Source organism: Pseudomonas sp. Mn2068, assembly GCF_049319725.1.
GTDB lineage: Bacteria > Pseudomonadota > Gammaproteobacteria > Pseudomonadales > Pseudomonadaceae > Aquipseudomonas > Aquipseudomonas gingeri.
Genome location: NZ_JBMOUG010000005.1, coordinates 266,209 through 287,764, shown reverse-complemented (window position 1 = coordinate 287,764; position 21,556 = coordinate 266,209). Strand labels below are relative to the sequence as shown.

19 protein-coding genes are annotated in these 21,556 nt (G+C 62.7%); 9 read left to right on the top strand and 10 right to left on the bottom strand.

Annotated elements, in window-relative coordinates:
- Nucleotides 1-34 precede the first annotated feature (34 nt).
- Together ACL9RJ_RS14430 and chrA are read left to right on the top strand one after the other, a co-directional pair.
- Nucleotides 35-1,039, top strand: coding sequence for a succinylglutamate desuccinylase (locus ACL9RJ_RS14430; protein ID WP_422765383.1), 1,005 nt, complete (start codon nucleotides 35-37; stop codon nucleotides 1,037-1,039).
- An 81-nt stretch (nucleotides 1,040-1,120) separates the two neighbouring features.
- Nucleotides 1,121-2,479, top strand: a complete 1,359-nt coding sequence (gene chrA, locus ACL9RJ_RS14425; RefSeq protein ID WP_422765382.1) for a chromate efflux transporter — start codon at nucleotides 1,121-1,123, stop codon at nucleotides 2,477-2,479.
- A gap of 37 nt (nucleotides 2,480-2,516) precedes the next feature.
- Here chrA and ACL9RJ_RS14420 read toward each other — a convergent pair whose 3' ends face one another.
- Entirely contained in the window at nucleotides 2,517-3,101 is a 585-nt protein-coding gene (locus tag ACL9RJ_RS14420; RefSeq protein WP_017128952.1) for a hypothetical protein, read from the bottom strand.
- A gap of 152 nt (nucleotides 3,102-3,253) precedes the next feature.
- Here ACL9RJ_RS14420 and ACL9RJ_RS14415 point away from each other — a divergent pair, with 152 nt between their 5' ends.
- Entirely contained in the window at nucleotides 3,254-4,291 is a 1,038-nt protein-coding gene (locus ACL9RJ_RS14415) for an alpha/beta hydrolase family protein (RefSeq protein WP_042936769.1), read from the top strand.
- 109 nt (nucleotides 4,292-4,400) lie between these two features.
- Here the strand turns inward: ACL9RJ_RS14415 and ACL9RJ_RS14410 are convergent, their stop codons facing one another.
- The 4 genes from ACL9RJ_RS14410 to xylA all read right to left on the bottom strand — a co-directional run bounded on the left by ACL9RJ_RS14410 (nucleotide 4,401) and on the right by xylA (nucleotide 9,586).
- Nucleotides 4,401-5,537 carry a sugar ABC transporter permease gene (locus ACL9RJ_RS14410; protein ID WP_017128954.1) on the bottom strand — a complete coding sequence of 379 codons (1,137 nt, stop codon included), beginning with the start codon at nucleotides 5,535-5,537 and terminating at the stop codon, nucleotides 4,401-4,403.
- Entirely contained in the window at nucleotides 5,538-7,094 is a 1,557-nt protein-coding gene (xylG, locus tag ACL9RJ_RS14405; RefSeq protein WP_017128955.1) for a D-xylose ABC transporter ATP-binding protein, read from the bottom strand.
- Nucleotides 7,095-7,126: 32 nt separating this feature from the next.
- Nucleotides 7,127-8,128 carry a D-xylose ABC transporter substrate-binding protein gene (gene xylF, locus ACL9RJ_RS14400; RefSeq protein ID WP_017128956.1) on the bottom strand — a complete coding sequence of 334 codons (1,002 nt, stop codon included), beginning with the start codon at nucleotides 8,126-8,128 and terminating at the stop codon, nucleotides 7,127-7,129.
- Between the two features lie 141 nt (nucleotides 8,129-8,269).
- Complete coding sequence (xylA, locus tag ACL9RJ_RS14395) at nucleotides 8,270-9,586, bottom strand: xylose isomerase (protein WP_017128957.1); 1,317 nt, start codon at nucleotides 9,584-9,586, stop codon at nucleotides 8,270-8,272.
- Nucleotides 9,587-9,751: 165 nt separating this feature from the next.
- Between xylA and ACL9RJ_RS14390 the strand changes: the two genes are divergently transcribed.
- Complete coding sequence (locus ACL9RJ_RS14390; protein ID WP_017128958.1) at nucleotides 9,752-10,939, top strand: XylR family transcriptional regulator; 1,188 nt, start codon at nucleotides 9,752-9,754, stop codon at nucleotides 10,937-10,939.
- 16 nt (nucleotides 10,940-10,955) lie between these two features.
- On the opposite strand, the gene ACL9RJ_RS14385 is transcribed toward ACL9RJ_RS14390, so the two are convergent.
- Nucleotides 10,956-12,104 (bottom strand): aldose epimerase family protein, encoded by a 1,149-nt coding sequence (locus ACL9RJ_RS14385; RefSeq protein ID WP_017128959.1) that lies wholly within the window; start codon nucleotides 12,102-12,104, stop codon nucleotides 10,956-10,958.
- A gap of 17 nt (nucleotides 12,105-12,121) precedes the next feature.
- Nucleotides 12,122-13,069 (bottom strand): LysR family transcriptional regulator, encoded by a 948-nt coding sequence (locus tag ACL9RJ_RS14380; RefSeq protein ID WP_017128960.1) that lies wholly within the window; start codon nucleotides 13,067-13,069, stop codon nucleotides 12,122-12,124.
- Between the two features lie 100 nt (nucleotides 13,070-13,169).
- Here ACL9RJ_RS14380 and ACL9RJ_RS14375 point away from each other — a divergent pair, with 100 nt between their 5' ends.
- From ACL9RJ_RS14375 to ACL9RJ_RS14365, 3 genes are all read left to right on the top strand, one after another.
- The gene (locus ACL9RJ_RS14375) at nucleotides 13,170-14,033 is read left to right on the top strand and encodes an aldo/keto reductase family oxidoreductase (RefSeq protein ID WP_017128961.1); all 864 of its coding nucleotides are present in this window, start codon (nucleotides 13,170-13,172) and stop codon (nucleotides 14,031-14,033) included.
- 250 nt (nucleotides 14,034-14,283) lie between these two features.
- Entirely contained in the window at nucleotides 14,284-15,321 is a 1,038-nt protein-coding gene (locus ACL9RJ_RS14370) for an alpha/beta fold hydrolase (protein ID WP_083875471.1), read from the top strand.
- Between the two features lie 37 nt (nucleotides 15,322-15,358).
- Nucleotides 15,359-15,805, top strand: coding sequence for a Rid family detoxifying hydrolase (locus tag ACL9RJ_RS14365; RefSeq protein ID WP_017128963.1), 447 nt, complete (start codon nucleotides 15,359-15,361; stop codon nucleotides 15,803-15,805).
- Between the two features lie 104 nt (nucleotides 15,806-15,909).
- On the opposite strand, the gene ACL9RJ_RS14360 is transcribed toward ACL9RJ_RS14365, so the two are convergent.
- Both ACL9RJ_RS14360 and ACL9RJ_RS14355 read right to left on the bottom strand, forming a co-directional pair.
- Nucleotides 15,910-16,674 carry a sulfite exporter TauE/SafE family protein gene (locus ACL9RJ_RS14360; RefSeq protein ID WP_017128964.1) on the bottom strand — a complete coding sequence of 255 codons (765 nt, stop codon included), beginning with the start codon at nucleotides 16,672-16,674 and terminating at the stop codon, nucleotides 15,910-15,912.
- 12 nt (nucleotides 16,675-16,686) lie between these two features.
- Nucleotides 16,687-17,304 carry an FMN-binding negative transcriptional regulator gene (locus ACL9RJ_RS14355; protein WP_177118988.1) on the bottom strand — a complete coding sequence of 206 codons (618 nt, stop codon included), beginning with the start codon at nucleotides 17,302-17,304 and terminating at the stop codon, nucleotides 16,687-16,689.
- 83 nt (nucleotides 17,305-17,387) lie between these two features.
- Between ACL9RJ_RS14355 and ACL9RJ_RS14350 the strand changes: the two genes are divergently transcribed.
- Together ACL9RJ_RS14350 and ACL9RJ_RS14345 are read left to right on the top strand one after the other, a co-directional pair.
- Complete coding sequence (locus ACL9RJ_RS14350; protein WP_177118987.1) at nucleotides 17,388-18,872, top strand: PLP-dependent aminotransferase family protein; 1,485 nt, start codon at nucleotides 17,388-17,390, stop codon at nucleotides 18,870-18,872.
- Nucleotides 18,873-18,957: 85 nt separating this feature from the next.
- Nucleotides 18,958-20,670 carry an amidase gene (locus ACL9RJ_RS14345; protein WP_178990452.1) on the top strand — a complete coding sequence of 571 codons (1,713 nt, stop codon included), beginning with the start codon at nucleotides 18,958-18,960 and terminating at the stop codon, nucleotides 20,668-20,670.
- 92 nt (nucleotides 20,671-20,762) lie between these two features.
- Here the strand turns inward: ACL9RJ_RS14345 and ACL9RJ_RS14340 are convergent, their stop codons facing one another.
- Nucleotides 20,763-21,467, bottom strand: coding sequence for a methyl-accepting chemotaxis protein (locus ACL9RJ_RS14340; protein WP_422765429.1), 705 nt, complete (start codon nucleotides 21,465-21,467; stop codon nucleotides 20,763-20,765).
- Between the last annotated feature and the right edge of the window lie 89 nt (nucleotides 21,468-21,556).

The following is a 21,556-nucleotide window of genomic DNA, read 5'->3' as shown; positions in this document are numbered from 1 at the left end:
GGCCAGCGTATGCCATTGTCTGTTGGAGACTGAAATGAAGACCCTTGAACAAGTTCGTGCGTCCCTGAAGCCTTACCCGATCGAAGTCGAGTTCCTCGATATCCGGCGCTGGCGGGAGGGCACCGATGGCGTGGAGTACGTGCACAGTTTCGACAGCGGCGTGGCAGGCCCGCACGTCATGATCATGGCGTTGACCCATGGCAATGAGGTCAGCGGCGCGATCGCGGTGGACGCGTTTCTCAAGCACCCGTTGCGCCCACGGCGTGGCCGCCTGACCCTGGCCTTCGGCAATATCGAGGCTTATCGGCGCTTCGACCCGCAGGACATCGATGCGACCCGCTACCTGGATGAAGACATGAACCGGGTCTGGTCGCCAGACCGGCTGGCGAGCGCGGCGGACTCCATCGAGCTGCGTCGTGCCCGTCAGTTGCAACCGGTGATCGACAGTGTCGATCTGTTGCTGGACATTCACTCGATGCACGAAGAGGCCCCCCCGGTGATGATGTGCGGCGCCCAACGCAAGGGCCTGGATTTTGCGGCGACGCTGGGCGTACCGCAGACAGTCGTGGTGGACGCCGGTCACCCCAATGGCCGCCGCCTGCGTGATTACGAGGGGTTCAACGATCCGGCGAGCCCGAGGAATGCCTTGCTGATCGAGACGGGCCAGCACTTCTCGGCGCGCAGTCGCGCAGTGGCGCTGGACACCGCTGCACGCTTTCTGGTGACCACCGGCACGGTGCTGAAGGAGGACGTCGCCGAGTTCGTGCAGCCACAGGACCGGCTGCCGCAGCAGTTCCTCGAAGTCACCCGTCCCGTGGTCGCCCGCAGTATGGAGTTCACCTTTGCCGAAGACTTCCGCGGGCTGGAGGTGATCGAAAAGGCCGGCACGGTGATTGCCCACGATGGCGATGACCCGATCGTGACGCCGCACGACAACTGCGTGCTGGTCCAGCCCTCGTTGCGCCACCTCGGGGTCGGCGTGACGGTGGTGCGCCTGGCGAAGATTCTGGATGTCGTGCCCGAGCGTCTCGCGTTTTGATAAGACCAGCAAGCAAATGCAGGGTGCCGCCTGCTCTATTTGATGGTCTACTTGCCGGGTTGGTGAACGAGGAACAACCCAATGAGCAAGGTTGTGGCACCTGCGGGTGACGGGGAGCTGTCGAGGCCGGACACGATCAGCCTGCGTGTGGCGTTCTGGTTCTGGCTGAAGCTGGGTTTCATCAGCTTCGGCGGACCGGCGGGGCAGATTTCGATCATGCATCAGGAGCTGGTGGAGCGGCGGCGCTGGATCTCCGAGCGCAGGTTCCTGCATGCCCTCAACTACTGCATGTTGCTCCCCGGTCCCGAAGCCCAGCAGTTGGCAACCTACATCGGCTGGCTGATGCACCGGACCTGGGGCGGGGTGATAGCGGGAGCCCTGTTTGTGCTGCCCTCGTTGTTTATCCTGATTGCCCTGTCGTGGCTGTACATCGCCTTTGGCGAGGTGCCCGTAGTGGCCGGACTCTTCTATGGCATCAAGCCCGCGGTCACGGCCATTGTGGTGCAGGCCGCCCATCGCATCGGCTCGCGGGCGTTGAAGAACAACTGGCTGTGGGCAATAGCGGCGGCTTCCTTTACGGCGATCTTCTTGTTCAACGTACCCTTTCCGCTGATCGTGCTGGGGGCGTCTTTGCTCGGTTATATCGGCGGTCGCCTGGCTCCGGAGAAGTTCAGGACGGGGGGCCATGGCGCTGCCAGGAAATCCTTTGGCCCGGCCCTGATCGATGACGATACGCCGCCGCCCCGGCATGCCCGTTTCAGCGGGCGCAAGTTGGCGTTGCTGGCCCTTGTGGGGGCCGCGTTATGGGCAGTGCCAATGGGCATTCTGACTGCGCTGTTTGGCTGGGAAGGCCCCCTGACCCAGATGAGCTGGTTCTTTACCAAGGCGGCACTGCTGACCTTTGGCGGGGCCTACGCGGTGCTGCCCTATGTCTACCAGGGCGCGGTCGGTCACTATGGCTGGCTGACCCCGACCCAGATGATCGACGGCCTGGCCCTGGGAGAAACCACGCCCGGGCCATTGATCATGGTGGTGGCTTTCGTTGGCTTTGTCGGGGCCTATGTCCTGCAGGTATTCGGCGCGGATCAGGCATTCCTGGCGGGCGCCGTGGCCGCCGCCCTGGTGACATGGTTCACCTTCCTGCCGTCGTTCCTGTTCATTCTGGCGGGTGGCCCGCTTGTGGAGTCGACCCACAACGAACTCAAGTTCACCGCGCCGCTGACCGCCATTACGGCGGCAGTGGTCGGTGTGATTCTCAATCTGGCGTGTTTCTTCGGTTATCACGTGCTGTGGCCAAAAGGCTTCAGTGGCCCGCTCGACTGGCCCAGCGCGCTGATCGCCATTGCCGCGGCGATTGCCTTGTTCCGCTTCAAGCGCGGTGTCATCCAGGTGCTGATGGCCTGCGCTCTGGTCGGTCTGACGGTGTATCTGTTGCGTTAGGCAACGCAGGCGATCAGCTGGCCGGGATAACGAGGCTTCAACCCTCGTGCTGGCTGGTCACTTTCAGGACGTCGGTATACGTCACCACCACGCTCTGGCCGATCTTCAGCTCCTTCAGCTTTTGCTGGACTTCAGGCTTGCGGACATCGACGACCTTCGATTTGCCGGCGGGCCCTTCAAAGGTCACCTGGTTCTTCTGCAGGTCGATATGGGTGATCTTCAACTGCACTTGCACCTGCCGAAAGGCTTCGCCGCCCGGATTGGGATTATCTGGCGTGGCGCGCACATCGCCGACGCTTTCCCTGGCGCCGGGCAGGCCCTTTTCAATATCGGTGTCGAGGTAGGCCGCCACCGAATGCAGGACCTGCACATTCACCTGGTCGCCAACCTTGAGGTGCCCCAGGTCCTTGGCCTGGTCGGTGAGTTGCACGTGCACCTGATGGCCTTGCGCGCCTTCCAGCACGACCTGATGCCTGGCCGCATCGACAGCCAGCACTTTGGTGACCACCTGATCTTCTTGTACCACGGCCGACAGCGGAATATCCGCGGCAAGAGCACTGAGGCTGAGGCAGGACAAGGCAGTGGCAAGGGCAATACGTTTGGCGAATGGGGGCAGGTTCATGACAACATTCCTTGTTGGGTGATTCGAGAGGGGTGATTCGACAGGGGTAACTCGGGTATGGCGGTGCGTTTAGAGCATAGACACAAAAAATATGTCTGGCGGCGGATTTCAGGTAATGATGACGATCGATCCCATCAAGGAAGATAAAAACATTGAAAACTGCTCTTGGCGCTCTGCTGCTGATCTGCCTCACGACGCCCGTATGGGCTGACGATCAACCTGTCGGCTTCCAGTCCTCCACACTGGTGGACGGGCATAATGAGCGCCCGCTGGAGATGGTCGTCTGGTACCCCGGCGTAACCACCGCCACACCCCAATTGATCGCTGACACTGTCGTGTTTGTCGGTGCCCCGGGCGTGCGCAACGCGCCACCGGCTGGCGGGGAGCATCCGCTGGTGGTGCTCTCCCATGGTTTCGGCGGTAATTGGGGCAACCAGGTGTGGCTCGCCAGTGCACTGGCCCATCAGGGGTATATCGTGGCGGCGGTCAATCACCCTGGCACCACCAGCAAGGACCGCAGCGCCAAAGCCGCGGCACAACTATGGCTGCGGCCTGCTGACGTCAGTCGTGCCATCGATGCGGTCATCGCCCAGCCGAAACGGTTTGGTGCGGTCGCGAAGCAGCAGATTGCCGTGGTGGGGCATTCCCTCGGCGGCTGGACCACCCTGGAAATCGCCGGGGCACGTTTCGACCCCGAGCACTTTGCCCAGGACTGCCAGGTTCACCCGAAACTGGGCGGTTGTTCCGCTTACCAGCAGATGAACCCGGCGAGCAGCCCGGCATCGAAGGCCCAACTGGCCGCCGATCTGCGCGATAAGCGCGTCACCGCCATTGTCTCGCTGGACCTGGGTCTGTCACGCGGGATGACCGATGCGAGCCTGGCGGCGCTGCCTGTACCGACACTGGTGATCGCCGGGGGCGTGCCGTCCGAGGATATGCCCGCCCGGTTGGAGTCCGCCGACCTGGCCAAGCGCCTGCCCCAGGCGACGACGCGCTACGTCGAGATCAGCGACGCCACTCACTTCAGCTTTATGTCGGTCTGCAAGCCTGGCGCGGTGGAGTTGATCGAGAAGGCATCACCAGGCGATGGCATGATTTGCCTGGATGGCGAAGGTGCTCGCCCACGCGAGGTGATCCAGCAGCAGGTCGTATCGCTGATCACCGAGTTTCTGGCGCAGTCGTTTCGCTAGTGACCGGAATCGCGGACTGGGAAAGCTGCGGGGCGAGCCTTGGTCAGCGACCCATCGGCTCAGGCAGCAAGCGGTGCCTCCCTGAGCGGGAGGCCTTGTTGTACCTGGATCAGCGTCGCCCGGTCCGGGTGCTGACATCCACCCACACGGCCAGTACCAGGATGCTGCCTTTGACAATCATCTGCCAATAGCTGTCGACATCAAGCATCGACATGCCGTTGTCCAGGCTGGTGATGACCAGCGCGCCGAGGAGGGCGCCGTAAACCGTGCCGGAGCCACCGCGCATGGAGGTGCCACCGATGAAGCAGGCGGCGATGGCATCGAGCTCGCCCATGTTGCCGGCAGAGGGTGAGCCCGCGGCCAGGCGCGCGGTGTTGACCACGCCGGCAAGGGCGCACATCACTCCCATGATGCCGAAGATCCACAGCTTCACGGCCTGGACATCGATGCCCGACAGGCGCGTGGCCTCCATGTTGCTGCCCACCGAGTAGATGCGTCGTCCGAACACGGTCTGGCTGGTCATGTAGCTGAACACGCCCAGCAGAATCAGCAGGAGCAGCACTGGCACCGGGATACCGTCGTAGCTGTTCAGGGTATGGACGAAACCGGCGAGCACCGCGCCGATCAACAGCACGCGCGACACGTCACGGCCCCATGAGTGGGCCGCCAGGCCATGGAGGGCACGGTTGCGGCGCTGTTTCCAGGTCAGGAAAAGGGTCAGGGCGAACAGCAGCACGCCGAGTCCGGTGCCGACCGTGTGCGACAGATAACCCTGGCCGATGTAGACCAGCGACGGCGAGACCGGGGCAATGGTGGTTCCGCCGGTAATCCCCAGCAGAATGCCACGGAACGCCAGCATGCCCCCCAGGCCGACAATGAACGACGGGATGCGCAGGTAGGCGGTCATGCAGCCGTTCGCCAGGCCAATCACCCATCCGCACAGGATGACCATGCCCAGGTTCGCCCATAGCGGTACGTGGAAGATCACGTCGAGAATCGCTGCCAGGCCTCCGAGCAGGCCCAGCAGGGAACCCACCGACAGATCGATCTCGCCACTGATGATCACCAGGACCATGCCGCAGGCGAGAATACCGGTGATGGACATCTGTCGCAGCAGGTTGGAGAGGTTGCGCGGGGTCAGGAACCCGCCGTCGGTCTGCCAGCTGAAAAACAACCAGATGATCGCCACGGCGATCACCAGCGCGAGCATCTTGTAGCGGGTGAAGAGTTGTTTGAGCTGATTCATCTACGCGGTTTTCCGATCATTATTGTTATGGTCATCGGGATGGCCGAGGGCGGCGCTGAGCACCTGTTCCTGGGTGAGGTCGTGATTGATGAAGTCGCCGCGCAACTGGCCTTCGCCGATCACCAGTACACGGTTGGAAACCCCCAGCACTTCGGCCAGCTCCGAAGAGACCATGATGATCGACACGCCTTCGGCCGCCAGCGCGCCCATCAATTTGTAGATCTCATACTTGGCACCGACATCGACCCCGCGGGTGGGCTCATCGAGAATCAGCACGCGCGGTTGGGTCAGCAGCATCTTCGCCAGCACGGCTTTTTGCTGGTTGCCGCCGGAGAGGCTGGTGATCGGCAGGAATGGGCTCGCGGTCTTGAGGTGCATGCGCGAGATTTCCCGGTCGATGCTGCCCAGTTCGGCCTCGGCGTCGATGCGGGTCATCTTCGCGTAGTTGTCGAGGACGGCCAGGGTGATGTTGTGGCCCACGCCCAGGTCCGGAATGATGCCCTGGCGCTTGCGGTCTTCGGGGACCATGCACAGGCCGGCACGGATGGATTTGAGGGGCGTGCGGGTGTCTATCGGTTGGCCGTCCAGCCAGACTTCGCCTTCGTGGCGGCCGGGGTAGGCGCCGAACAGTGCCGACACCAGTTCCGTGCGACCGGCGCCGACCAACCCGGCGATGCCGAGGATTTCCCCGCGCCTGAGGACAAACGAGACATCGTCGACCCGCTTGCGCCCGGGATTGTCGACGTCATGGCAGGTGATATGGCGTGCCTCGAAAATCACTTCGCCGATGTCATGGGGGACGGTGGGGTAGAGGGTGTTCATTTCCCGTCCGACCATCTGGGTGATGATCTTCGGGATGTCCATGTCGGCCATGGCGGTGGTGGCGATGTGTTTGCCATCGCGGATCACCGCGATGGTGTCGCACACGGCCGCCACCTCATCCAGCTTGTGGGAGATGTAGACGCACGCGACGCCCTTGCGCTTGAGGTCGCGGATGATGTCCAGCAGTACCTCGATTTCCGATCGGGTCAGCGCCGACGAGGGCTCATCGAGGATCAGCAGGCGCGCCTGCTTGTTCAGCGCCTTGGCGATTTCCACCAGTTGCTGGTGACCGCCGCCATATTGCGAAACCGGCAGCGAGACGTTCATGTCAGGCACCTTGAGCTCACGCATCAGCGCTTCGGCACGATGGATCATCGCCGGGTAGTTCATGCGCCCGCCGCGCAGCGTCAGCTCGTGCCCCATGAAGATGTTTTCGGCCACCGACAGGTCGGGGACCAGGGTCAGTTCCTGGTGAATGATGACGATCCCGGCGGCTTCGGTCTCGCGGATGGAGTGGGCCTTGAGCGGCTGTCCGTCCCAGAGGATCTCACCCTCCCAGGTATCATGGGGATAGACCGCCGAGAGGACTTTCATCAACGTCGACTTGCCGGCACCGTTCTCGCCGCACAGGCCGACGCATTCCCCCGGCCTGACCTTGAGGTCGATGCCGTTCAGGGCTTTGACACCGCCAAAGGTCTTGACGATGCCATTCATTTGCAGCAGGTAGTCGGACATGGCGCGATACTCACACTGGACAGCTGGATGGGTCACTGTCCGGCAATCTGCGCCTTGGTGTAGAAGCCGTCCTTTTCCAGCAGGTCAATGTTGTCCCTGGTCAACGGGGTCGGCGTGAGCAGGATGGTATCGACCTTCTTGCTGCCATTGTCGTATTGCGAGCTGTAGGTGGGTTTCTCGTTGCGCGCCAGTTGCACCGAGAGCTTGGCGGCCTCGGAGGCGATCAGCTTCAGCGGCTTGTAGACGGTCATGGTCTGGGTGCCATCGATGACCCGTTTGACCGCCGCCAGGTCGGCGTCCTGACCCGAGATCGGCACCTTGCCGGCCAGTTTCTGCGCGGCCAGGGCCTGGATCGCGCCGCCGGCGGTGGCATCGTTGGAGGCAACGATGGCATCGATCTTGTTGTCGTTGCGGGTCAGGGCATTCTCGACAATGCTCAGGGCTTCGGTGGGGTTCCATTCCTTGACCCATTGTTGGCCGACAATCTTGATGTCGCCCTTGTCGATGGCCGGTTGCAGGATCTTCATCTGGCCTTCGCGCAGGACCTTGGCGTTGTTGTCCGTGGGCGCGCCACCGAGCAGGAAGTAGTTGCCCTTGGGCGCGGCCTTCAGCACGCCACCGGCCTGCATTTCGCCGACCTTCTCGTTGTCGAAGGAAATATAGGCGTCGATATCGGCGTTCAGGATCAGCCGGTCATAGGACACCACCTTGATCCCGGCTTTCTTGGCTTCGGCGACGGCGTTGGTCAGCACGGTAGCGTTGAACGGCACGATGACGATCACATCGACGCCACGGGAGATCAGGTTCTCGATCTGTGAAATCTGCTTCTGCTCGTTGGCATCGGCCGACTGCACGAAGACTTTGGCGTCCATTTTCTCCGCCGCCGCGACGAAGTAATCGCGATCTCGCGACCAGCGTTCCAGGCGCAGGTCATCAATGGAAAAACCGATCTTCGGGTGGGCGGCATCGGCCATGACCGGCAGCGAGAGCAGGGCGAGGGCGCTGGCGAGCAGCGTGCGTTTCAGGGTGTTCATGATGGTGCGTCCTTTTATTGTTGTTGGAAAGACACTGCCTGACGATGAATCAATCGCCGGTGGAACTGTAGAGGGTTGCCGGGCGCCGCGGGCATGGATTTGTCGTGAGAATGTCACCGCGACGCCAGGACTGGCCTGCCGTCAGGGGTGGATAAACCGGTTCACCACACCTTCGAGCATTTCCTGCCGGCCGCTGACGGCCTGCGGGTTCAGTTCATGGGCGAAAGCATGCTCGGCCAGCGCTGCGAGGCTGAAGTCACCCGCCAGCACGGCCTGCCCGAACGGCTGCCGCCAGCCGGCGTAGCGTTGTTCCTTGAAGTGCTCGAGCGGATCGTTCTGCAGCATGGCCGCCGCGCGCTCCAGGGACAGGGCGAGCACATCCATGGCGGCGACGTGGCCGTGGAACAGATCGACTTCGTCCAGGCTCTGGCGCCGGACCTTGGAGTCGAAGTTGAACCCGCCATGGGTGAAACCACCGGCCTTGAGGATCTCGTAGGTGGCGAGGGTCATCTCCTCGACGCTGTTGGGGAACTGGTCGGTGTCCCAGCCGTTCTGCGGATCGCCGCGGTTGGCATCGATGCTGCCGAAGATGCCCAACGACACGGCCGTGGCGATCTCGTGATGGAAGCTGTGCCCGGCCAGAGTCGCGTGGTTGGCCTCGATATTGACCTTGATCTCGTTTTCCAGGCCGAACTGCTGCAGGAAGCCGAACACCGTGGCGCTGTCGTAATCGTATTGGTGCTTGGTCGGCTCCTGCGGCTTGGGTTCGATCAGCAGGTCGCCCTTGAAACCGATCTTGTGCTTGTGCTCGACCACCATGCGCATGAAGCGGCCCAGTTGTTCGCGCTCGCGTTTCAGGTCGGTATTGAGCAGCGTCTCGTAACCCTCGCGACCGCCCCACAGGACGTAGTTGGCCCCTTTGAGACGCTGGGTGGCATTCATGGCGCTGAACACCTGGGCGGCGGCACAGGCGAATACTTCCGGGTCCGGGTTGCTGGCGGCGCCCGCGGCAAAGCGCGGGTTGCTGAAGCAGTTGGCGGTGCCCCACAGCAGCTTGATCCCGGTCTGTTCCTGGTGGCGTTCCAGGTGGTCGACCATCTGCGCGAAGTGGTTGCGGTATTCCTTCAGCGAGCCGCCTTCCGGGGCGACATCGGTGTCGTGGAAACTGTAATAGTCGATACCCAGCTTGGAGAAGAACTCGAAGGCCGCTTGCGCCTTGCCGATGGCCAGTTCCATCGGATCCCCACTGCGCTGCCAGGGGCGCTGGAAGGTGCCGACACCGAACATATCGGCGCCAGGCCAGACGAAGGTGTGCCAGTAGCAGGCCGCCATGCGCAGGTGCTCACGCATGGGTTTGCCGAGGACCAGCCGGTCGGCCTCGTAGTGGCGGAATGCAAGGGGAGAGTCGCTGGCGGGGCCTTCGTAGCGAATCTTGTCGACAGTCGGGAAGTACGGCATTAGCGATTTCCTTGTTGTTCTTGGCGTGTCTCGATACTAGCAACGGCCCGGTGGTCGCTGATTATGAAAATCACCAACACGCGGTGCGATTTTGTATATTGAGATTCGTCGTTCCGGCGCCTAGTCTGTGTCCATCGCTTCTGCGTTTACCGGCTCGATAAAACAATGAAAACCGTCCCGCCCGTTCACCGCATCGCGCTGTTGTTCAACGGCAGCAAGATTTACGATCGCGGCATCATCAGTGGTATCGGCAACTACCTGAGCAGCACCCGCGCGTCCTGGGACCTGTTCCTGGAGGAGGACTTCCTCTGTCGCCTGAAAGGGATCGAACGCTGGCAGGGCGATGGGATCATTGCCGATTTCGACGATCCGCTGATCGGCGAGGCGTTGGCCGGGATCAAGCTGCCGGTCGTGGCGGTGGGCGGGTCCTATCAGGATAAGCGCGCCTATCCCAAGGGCATTCCCTATGTCGCCACAGATAATCATGCCTTGATGAAGCTGGCGTACGAGCACCTGATCGAAGCCGGGCTGACACGCTTTGCCTGCTTCAGCCTGCCGGAAGCACAAGCCAATCGCTGGGCGCAGGAACGGGAAAAAGCCTTCAGCCGGCTGCTGCGGCGCGATGGCTTGCATGGCGAGGTCTTTCGCGGCATGGGCACCAGCGCGCCGCTCTGGGACAGCGCCGTCGAACAGCAGGTCGCCTGGTTGCAAAGCCTGCCCAAACCCATCGGCATCATCGCCGTCAGTGACGCGCGTGCCCGGCAATTGCTGCAAGCCTGCCTGACCGCCGGGATTGCCGTGCCCGAGCAGGTGGCCTTGATCGGCATTGACAACGACCCGCTGACCCGCAGTCTGACGCGGGTGCCGCTGAGCTCGGTCATTCAAGGCACCGAAACCATGGGCCGGACCGCCGCGCATCTGTTGCACCAGATGCTGCATGGTATGCCGTCCACGGGCACGCAGACGCTGATCGCCCCGGATGCGATCAACGTGCAGGCTTCGAGCCTGCATCAACCGCTGGGCAATCCCTATGTCATGCAGGCACTGCTCTTTATCCGCCAGTACGCCTGCCAGGGCATCAAGACCGCACAGGTGGCGGGGTATGTCGGGGTGTCGCGCTCATCGTTGGAATCGCACTTTCGCAAGGTGCGGGGCTGCAGCGTGCACGACGAGATACTGCGCTTCAAACTGGCGGCCGCGGCCAACGGGCTGGAAAATACCGATTCGGCGATTGCCGACATCGCCCAGAACTGTGGCTTCAAGTCGGCGCAATACCTGCACACCGTGTTCCGTCGCGAGTTCGGCTGTACACCCCGGCAGTATCAGCAGGGCGCCCAGGCCGCGGTCCACTGAGCGCCGCCCTGCATATTCAATCGACGGAGAACTTCAGCACGGTCTTCTGCGTGTAAGTCTGGCCCGGGTCCAGGCGCGTCGAAGCGAAGCCCGGCTGGTTGGGCGCATCGGGGAAGTGCTGGGTCTCCAGGGTAAACGCACCCCAATGGTGGTAGGTCTTGCCGGCCTTGCCCTTGACCGAGCCATCGAGGAAATTGCTGGTGTAGAACTGCACACCGGGTTCGGTGGTGTAGAGCTGCAAGCGGCGTCCGGACTGCGGGTCGTGCACGTCGGCGGCCAGCTTGCTGATGTCACCCCGGGTATCCAGGGCCCAGTTGAAGTCAAAGCCACCCTGTTTCGGTTCGGCGAATCTGAGCTGGGCGTGATTATCCTTGATGTGTTCGCCGATGGCGGTGGGTTTCAGGAAATCCATAGGCGTGCCGGCCACGGGGGCCAGTTCGCCGGTGGGAATCAGGGTGTTGTTGACCGGCGTGTAGTGGCTGGCGTGCAAGGTGGCGAGCTGTTTGAGCACATCGCCGTTTCCAGCACCGGCGAGGTTGAAGTAACTGTGGTTGGTGAGATTCAGCACCGTGGGCTTGTCGGTGGTGGCCTTGTAATCGATGTGCAGTTCGTTCTTGTCGTTGAGGCTGTAGGTGACCTCGGTTGTCAGGTTGCCGGGAAAGCCCATTTCACCGTCTTTGGACAGGTAGATCAGGGTGACACCGACCGAATCCTCGCCCTTGACCGGCCTGGCTTTCCATACGCGTTTGTCGAAGCCCTGGGCACCGCCGTGCAGCGCGTTCGGGCCATCGTTGAGCGGCACCTGGTAACGCTTGCCGTCCAGTTCGAAGGCGCCGCCGGCCAGGCGATTGCCAAAGCGGCCGATGGTGGCACCGAAGAACGCCGTACCGCCCTGATAGCCCTGGATGTCGTCAAAACCCAGTACCACGTCGTCCAGCTTGCCGTGTTTGTCAGGCACTTTCAGCGACTGCAATACCGCTCCGTAGGTGATGACCGTGGCTTGCACGCCATGGCTGTTGCGCAATATGTATTGCTCGACGGCGGTGCCGTCGCTGGTCTTGCCGAAGGGTTTGTGTTCGCTGGATAGGCCGTTCGCCTGGACGCAGGGGCAGGCCATCGCCAATGAGGTGCCAACGTCGGAAAGCAGGTGCCGGGATTGCCGCATGACTGAGCTACCTTATTTTAAATGGTTGGACTTTTCTTCATCATCGATGGGGGCTGGGTCCAGGGAGTGGCCGACGCCTTGATGAAGTCGACGAAGGCCCTGAGCGGCGAGGGCAGGTAGCGGCGGCCGGGATAGTAGAGAAAGGGGCCGGAGAAGTCCTGCCACCAGGGTTCGAGTACCGGCTCCAATGCGCCGCTTTCCAGATGTGGACGCAGCCAGTCTTCAAACAGGTGAATGATTCCCAGGCCATCGATCGCCGCTTGCACCGCCAGGTCGACCGCCCCACCGATACGCACGACCAACGGCCCGGTGGGATCGAGGCTGATGGTTTCGCCGTTGCGTTCATAGTCCCACAAGGGCATCGCGCCGCTGGGGAACTTGCCGCGCAGGCAGGCATGTTGCAGCAGGTCGCGCGGGTGTTCCGGGCGACCGCGGGCGTTGAGGTAGGCTGGTGACGCCGCGGTGGCGCAGCGTTGCCAGCGTGGTCCGATGGGGATGGCGATCATGTCCTGTTCCAGGCGCTCGTCGTAGCGAATGCCGGCATCGCAACCGGCCGCCAGCACATCAACGAAGCTTTCTTCGGCGATGACTTCGAGACGGATGTCAGGGTAGGTTTGCAGGAACGGGACGATGATCGATGGCAGCACCAGCCGCGCCGCGCTCAAGGGCACATTGAGTTTCAGGGTGCCGGAGGGGCGGTCCCGGTAATCGTTGACGACATCCAGTGCCGACTCCACTTCGCCCAGTGCCGGGACGATGCGCTCCATCAGCCGCGCGCCGGCCTCGGTGGGTTTTACACTGCGGGTGGTGCGGTTGAGCAGGCGCACCCCCAGCCCGGCCTCCATGCGCCGCACCGCGTCACTGAGGCTCGAAGCGGATTTCCCGCTCAGCCGCGCCCCTTCGCGAAACCCGCCGGCATTGACCACGGCGATAAAGGCCTGCACATCTTGAATGTCGGTTGGCATTGTTCGTATTCCCGTACAGCCCGTGCCGATTGCAACGCATTATCAGCGAAGTGGTCAACCCATATAGTGAATGTCACCCCCACTGTACAAGGTCGATGACATGAGCAACGCCAACCAGGCAGGAACCTTTTCACTCGGTGATCGCACCGTCAACCGCATGGGCTATGGCGCCATGCAGCTCGCCGGCCCACAGGTATTCGGCCCCCCCAGGGATCGCGCGGCGGCGCTCTCGGTATTGCGTGCCGCTCGGGCGGCAGGGGTCAATCATATCGATACCTCGGATTTCTACGGCCCCCATGTCACCAACCAGTTGATACGCGAAGCCCTGTATCCCTATGACGAGGCCATGGTCATCGTCACCAAGGTCGGCGCCTCGAGGGGGGCAGACGCTTCCTGGAACCCGGCGCACAGTCCCGCCGAGTTGACCCGGGCGGTGCATGACAACTTGCGCAACCTGAATGTCGATGTCCTGGACGTAGTGAATTATCGCGCCTGGGGAACGATGCACGCCCCTGATGACGCCTCGATCGAAGAAGGTTTCAGCACGTTGGCCGAGTTGCAACGTCAGGGCCTGATTCGTCATCTCGGCCTGAGCAACGTGTCGGCCGCGCAGGTGAAGCAGGCACAGGACATAGCGCCGGTGGTGTGTGTGCAGAACCACTACAACCTATCCCACCGCGCCGACGAAGCCCTCATCGCTGAGCTGGCACGACAGGGTATCGCCTACGTGCCGTTCTTCCCCCTGGGTGGTTTCAACCCGTTGCAATCGGAGACCCTGTCCGGGGTGGCGCAACGCCTGGATGCCTCGCCTTTGCGTGTGGCACTGGCCTGGCTGCTGCAACGCTCGCCCAACATCCTGCTGATTCCGGGGACCTCGTCGGTGGCGCACCTGCAGGAAAACCTCAGCGCCAGTGAACTGCTGATTACGCCAGAACTGTTGGTGGAGTTGGATAGGCTGGCGTAGCGCTCGAGGAAGCACAGACGCGAACCATCAAGGTGGCTCGGGACTTCATTGGTGGCCGTTGAAGGCGAATCGCCGACAACCATGCTCGAATCACAACTGCTTACATTGATAGATTCAGGCGGAGAGGCCACGCTGCCGCCTGCTGTGAAGCAATGTTATTCGCCGTAACATATCTGCTTTTGAAATAACTTTCGAAACGGCCTATTTCATCTCCTGGCACTATTGCCCGCTGCTGAGATAGATACGACGAATGAATAATTTTCCAATCAGAAATAAAACCCCTTGTTTGATATTGGTCGGCGCCTTATATGCCATCAGTGCCATGCCTTCCCTCGTCCAGGCAAAAAACCAACCGGCTTATGGTACTGAACTTGAGGGGTTTACCTACACTTATCCGGTCAAGCACTACAGTTTCAGCTCGCAAGACAAAAGCGTTCGGATGGCTTATGTCGATGTGCCTGCAGCCAAGGGCAGCACAGCAAAAAACCGCGCCGTGGTGTTGATGCACGGAAAGTTGTTTTGTGCCGATACCTGGAGCGATACCATCAAGACCCTGAGCCGGGAGGGTTTTCGTGTCATCGCCCCAGACCAGATCGGCTTCTGCAAATCAACCAAGCCCCAAGGTTATCAATACAGCTTTCAACAGTTGGCCAGTAACACCCACGCGTTACTACAAAGCCTGGGCGTCACCCGCAGCACGGTAATCGGCCACTCCATGGGCGGGATGCTGGCTACTCGCTACGCGCTGATGTACCCCGACGCAACAGAACACCTGGCGCTGGTCAATCCACTGGGCCTTGAAGACTGGAAAGCCCTTGGCGTGCCTTACCTGGGCGTCGACGGTTACTACGCGGAGGAACTCGAAACCTCCGCCCAGGAGCTCAAGACCTATCAGCAACGGGTACATTACAACGGAGAATGGCGGCCAGAGTTTGATCGCTGGGTCGAGATGCAAGCGGGGATGTTCGGCGGACCTGGCCTGCCTCTGATTGCGCATCACGCGGCGCTGACCTATGACATGATTTTCAATCAGCCAGTATTCTACGAATTCGAGAACTTGAAAGTTCCTGCAACACTGTTTATCGGCCTGACTGACAGGACCGCTATTACCCATGGTGCATCGCCGGCGACCATTGCTCGATTGGCCAACTATCCCGAACTGGGCAAGTCCGTGGCAAAACGTATTCCCCGGTCGACACTGGTGGAGTTCGATGACCTTGGGCATTCACCGCACTTGCAAGCCCCTCAACGGTTTTACCCGGAATTGCTCAAGGCAATAAACAAGTAAGTCGCAATAGTCTTCTTTTTTATCCATGGAGTTCAATATGAAAAAGCCACTGTGGTTGTTGCCTCTTTTCGCCTCGCTGATGGCCTTTGAAGCCGTTGCCCAATCGCAACAAAATGTCGAAATCCTCGACTTTGGCAATAATGGCAGTTACCCCTTCTCGGATGCTTCCCGCGTGGGCAACCTGCTGTTTCTTTCCGGTGCGCTTGGTATCGTTCCCGGCCAGGACGAGCTTGTTCCGGGCGGTATTCGCGCAGAAACCAGGCAGGTCATGGAAAACATCAAGGCAGACACCAAGGCCAGTGGCTACCAGATGAACAACATCATCAAATGCACGGTGTTCCTGGCCGATATGTCCGAGTGGGCAGCGTTCAATGAGGTCTACGCCACTTATTTCAGCAAACCTTACCCTGCCCGTAGCGCCGTAGCCGTGCGCGGCCTGGCCGCCGACGCACGGGTAGAGGTCGAGTGCATCGCCGCAAAATGACCCGGCAGATTGCCTGGGGCGACAAGGCCGGCCGGGCCGGTCTGTCGCAGCGCCTGGTGTTCCACCCCTGAAGTCGTCCGGGTGGCGAGCCGCAACCGTGAGGCTCAGGCGATATACCCGGACACACCGTCCCACAGCAGTTTAATGGCCGTGACCACAAGCAGGCCATAGCACGCGCGGTACATCTGGCGCTGGTCCAGCCTGGCGTGCAACCGCCAGCCTAGCCAGACGCCGCAGGGCACGGCGAGCAGGCAGATCAGCGCCAGGTTCAGTACATTGCCGGTCGGCCTGGCCAGCAGCAGCCAGGGCACGGCCTTGAGCAGGTTGCCGACGGTGAAGAACATGCTGGTGGTGCCGGCATAGACCTGCTTGCTCAGGCCCAGCGGCAGCAGGTACATCGCCAGCGGTGGTCCGCCGGAGTGCGCGACCATGGTGGTGATGCCCGAGGTGACGCCGGCCGCCACTGCCTTGGGCGAGGAGCGCGGGCGTACCCGGACTTGCGCGCCGGCCTTGAACCAGAGGCCGACAAACACCAGGGTGATCGTGGCCATGACGATGGCGACCGCGCGGTGGTCCATCACGCGAAAGAGCAGGTAGCCCACGCCGATGCCGACGACAAGGCCCGGCACCAGCAGGTTCAGATCCGGCTTGGACCAGGTCGACGGCTTCCAGTAGCGCAGGCCGAACAGGTCCATGGCGATGAACAGCGGGGCGAGCAGGCCGCCGGCGGTGATCGGGTCCATCACCAGGGACAGCAGCGGGATGCCGACGATGGCAAAGCCGCCGCCGAACGCGCCTTTCATGAAGCAAATCAGGAATACGCCGGCGAAGGTGACAAGGACCGTGGTGGTGGTCAGTTCGAGTTCCAAGGTGCTGTTTTCCTATTCCTGTTGCATGGCCGATACCAGGGCTTCGTGGCCGCGCTCGCGCAGGTGCGAGATCACGGATAGCCGATCGCGGTGGTCCTTGTTCTGGTTGAGTTTGCGCTTGCACTCGAGGCGCAGCGGCTCGATCTCGATGCCGACGATTTTCGCGACCATCTCGTCCAGATAGTCCCGAGGTGCGTCGCCCATTCTCCAGGGCTTGCTCTCACCGGCCTCGTGCTGTCGGGTCAGCAGGGCCAGGGTGCGACGTAGCAGCTTTTCTTCCGGCATCACCCGCAGGACACCCTGCACATGCACCACCTCGTAGTTCCAGGTCGGGACCTGGCGATGGGTTTCATGCTTGGATAGATAGCCGTTGGGCGAGATGTAGCCCTGCGCGCCACGGAAGATCACCAGGACCTGCCTGCCGTCACAGCGCTGCCACAGCGGATTGGCGCGGGCCACATGGGCGCTCAGCAGGCCGTGGGCGCCATGGGCGGTGTCCAGTTCAAAGGGCAGGTGGTCGGCATCCATGGCGCTTTCGCCCTGGCTCACGAGGATGCCCAGCGGATTGTCGCGGATGATCCTGTGCAGGTGCTCGGGGCGCCGCTCTGCAAAGTGTTCGGGAATGTACATGGGGAATTCATTTTGGCTGGCTGGGAGGCCATAATCTCGGCCATGACCTGCACAATGAAAAGTGCCAGTTTCGAGGTTTTTCCATGGGCCAGTTTTCTTCTCCGAATGCATCCTCCCGCGGTAGCGAGCGGCGTATCTATGCCAGGCTGCGCCAGCAGATCGAGGACGGCACCCTTGCCGCCGGTGCGAAACTGGTCTCGACACGGGCCCTGGCGGCCGAACTCGGGGTGTCGCGAACCACGGTGACGGCTGCCTACGAGCAACTGGCCGCCGAGGGTTTTGTCGTGACCACGGCGGGGAAGGCGGCACGGGTCGCACAGGTGGTCGCTGCCTCGTCCGAGGGCGTCCGTTCAGACCGCACGCCGCGCAAAGAATTGCCGCCGGCGCTTTCCCTGTACGGCCAGCGGGTTGCCGCGCTGACGCCCTACACCGTGGCCTCGCCGGGCGCGCGCATCGATTTCAGGTACGGCTCGGTCGCCTCGGGCGATTTTCCGGCCCTGGGCTGGCAGCGTGCCTATCGCGCCGAACTGGTCAAGCGCCAGCCGACCCTCTATTACGGCCAGCCGGAAGGGGAGGAGCGCCTGCGTCGGGCGTTGCAAGGTTATCTGCGACGGGCCCGGGGCCTGACCTGCGAGGCCGAGCAGATTCTGGTGGTGCACGGCTCGCAGCAGGGGCTCGATCTCTGCGCCCGGCTTCTGCTCAACCCCGGCGACACCTTCGCCTTCGAGGAACCGGGTTATCGTATGGCCCGCTACTGCTTCGAGGCCACGGGCGCGACGGTGCTGCCGACGCCAGTCGATGCCAACGGGCTGGATACCGGCACGTTGCCGGAAGACGACCGCGTGCGCCTGGCCTATGTGACGCCGTCGCACCAGTTTCCCATGGGCGCGGTGCTTCCCATCGCACGCCGCCTGGAACTGCTGGCGTGGGCGAGTCGGCATCGTGCGTGGATCATCGAGGACGATTACGGTGGCGAGTTCCGTTATGGCCAGCGTCCCATCGACGCGCTGCAATCGATGGACACGGAGGCCCGCGTCATCTACGTCGGCACCTTCTCCAAGGCGCTCTCGCCGCAGTTGCGGTTGGGGTATCTGGTGCTGCCGCGCGAGCTGGTCCGGGTGTTCCGGGAAGCCAAGCGACTGACCGATCGACACTCGGCACGCTGGGAACAGAACGTGCTCGCCGCGCTGATCGAAAGTGGCACTTATGAACGTCATGTCCGCCGTTTGCGCCGGGAGAACGAACGACGGCGCCGCGCCTTGCTGGAGGCGGTTGAAGAGCATCTGGCGGGGTGCGGGCAACTGGTCGGCATGGCCGCCGGGCTGCATGGCGTGCTGCTGTTACCGGCACTGCGCGCCGCGGATGAGTCCGCATTGCGGGCCACTGCGCTGGAGCGCGGGGTGGGTGTCTATCCGCTTTCGCCGCTGTTCGCCGTTCCCGCGTCAGCCGCACAGGGACGGCCCGCCGGGCTTATCCTGGGCTATGCCGGCCTGACGACCCAGGACATTCACGAGGGCGTGCGGATTCTCGCCGGGGTGATTCGTGAGCTTCCAGGGACGAGCGCCTGAGGTCGTGGCGCCTGTCGACCACGGCTGGGGTAAGATATCGGCCATTCCAATCACCGCGTCCCCATCAGCAATCGACGGTAACAGCATGATCGAAGTAACCGAGGTTTCCATTGCGCAATTGCGCGCGGCGCTCGAGTCCGGCCAGACAACGGCGGTCGAGCTGGTCCAGGCCTATCTCGCCCGGATCGATGCCTATGACGGCGCCGATACGCCCACCGCCCTCAACGCCGTGGTGGTGCGCAATCCCGCCGCGCTCGAAGAGGCCCGAGCGTCCGATGCCCGTCGGGCCAGGGGCGAGACCCTGGGGCCGCTCGACGGCATTCCCTATACCGCCAAGGACAGTTACCTGGTCAAGGGCCTGACCGCCGCGTCCGGCAGCCCGGCCTTCGCCAATCTGGTCGCCTATCGCGATGCCTTCACCATCGAGCGGTTGCGCGCCGCCGGGGCGATCTGCCTGGGCAAGACCAATATGCCGCCCATGGCCAATGGCGGCATGCAGCGCGGGGTCTATGGCCGGGCGGAAAGCCCGTACAACGCCGACTACCTCACCGCACCCTTTGCCTCCGGTTCGTCGAACGGTGCCGGGACGGCAACCGCCGCCAGCTTTGCCGCCTTCGGCCTGGCTGAAGAGACCTGGTCAAGCGGTCGCGGGCCGGCCTCGAACAACGGCCTGTGCGCCTACACCCCATCGCGCGGGGTGATCTCGGTACGTGGCAACTGGCCGCTGACGCCAACCATGGATGTGGTCGTGCCCTATGCCCGGACCATGGCCGACCTGCTCGAAGTTCTCGATGTGGTGGTGGCAGAAGACAGCGACACCCGTGGCGACCTGTGGCGCCTGCAACCCTGGGTGCCGATCCCGAGCGTGGCCTCGGTACGGCCCGAATCCTATGGCTCGCTCGCTGTCGGTGCCGAAGCCCTGGCCGGCAAGCGCCTGGGCGTGCCGCGCATGTTTATCAATGCCGACCCCGAGGCGGGCACCAGCGAAGCTCCCGGTATCGGTGGCCCGACCGGGCAGCGGATCAACACCCGCGCCTCGGTGATCGATCTCTGGCAGGCGGCGCGCCAGGCACTCGAAGCCGCCGGTGCCGAGGTGGTCGAGGTCGACTTCCCGCTGGTGTCCAATTGTGAGGGGGATCGTCCCGGCGCGCCGACCGTGTTTACCCGCGGCCTGGTGTCCAAGGAGTTCCTGCACCATGAATTGTGGGACCTGACCGCCTGGGCCTTCGACGATTTCCTCCAGGCCAACGGCGACCCCAAGCTGAACCGCCTGGTGGATGTCGACGGTCCGCTGATTTTCCCCCACGACCCTGGCACCCTGCCCAATCGCGAGGGGGACCTGGCCGCCGGCATGGACGAGTATGTGCGGATGGCCGAGCGCGGCATCACGCCATGGAACGAGATCAGCACCGTGCCGGATGGCCTGCGCGGTCTGGAGGAGACGCGGCGCATCGACCTGGAAGAGTGGATGGAGCGCCTCGGTCTCGACGCGGTGCTGTTCCCGACGGTGGCCGATGTCGGTCCTGCCAATGCCGATGTCGATCCGGTGTCGGCGGACATCGCCTGGAGCAACGGCATCTGGGTCGCCAACGGCAACCTGGCGATCCGGCACCTGGGTGTTCCGACCGTCACCGTGCCGATGGGCGTCATGGCGGATATCGGCATGCCGGTCGGCCTGACCTTCGCCGGCCGTGCCTATGACGACTCGACGCTGCTGCGCCTGGCCGCGGCGTACGAGGCCACCGGCAGCAAGCGCCTGATCCCGCCGCGTACCCCGGCACTGGCCGCTGCCAGGTAGCTGTCCTCGAGGGGTTGGGGCCGTTCTGGCTCCCAGCCCTTGCAGAACCTTGTTACGAGTACCTTGGGCTCGCCATCCCTGGCGTCATGACGTCACAGGGTGAACTTGCCCACCAGCATCTGCAGGTGGTTGCCCAGACGCGCGAGCTCGATGCTCGACGAGGCGGTTTCTTCACTGGCCGCCGAGGTCTGTTCGGAGATGTCGCGGACGTTGATCACGCTGCGATTGATTTCCTCGGCCACCGCGCTCTGCTGTTCGGCAGCCGTGGCGATCTGGTGGTTCATCGATTCGATCGCCAGTACCGACTGGGTGATGCCGTTCAGCGAGTTGCCGGCACGGCGGGTCAGTTCGACGCTGCTGTCGGTCAGCGTGCGGCTGCTTTCCAGGCTGATGGCGACCTTGTCGGTGCCGCCTTGCAGGCCTGTGATCAGTTGCTCGATTTCCTCGGTCGAGGTCTGGGTGCGTTGCGCCAGGCTGCGGACTTCATCGGCCACCACGGCAAAGCCGCGACCCGCTTCGCCGGCCCGCGCCGCCTCGATGGCGGCGTTGAGCGCCAGCAGGTTGGTCTGTTGCGCCACGGACTTGATGACGTCGAGGACGCTGCCGATCTTGTCGCTTTCCTGCTTGAGGTCGTTCATCGCCGCCGTGGAGTTGTTCACCTCGCCGGCGAGCTTTTCGATCTGCGCCATGGCCTGGGCCAGCACCTGGTCACCTTCGCGGGCTTCATGGGTGGCGTTGACCGCGGCACTGGAAGCCTGTTCGGCGTTGCGTGCGACTTCCTGGACGGTCGCGGCCATTTCGTTCATGGCGGTGGCGACCTGGTCGGTTTCCAGTTTCTGGCTGTTGACCCCGGCACGGGTCTGCTCGGTGACCGCCGACAGTTCTT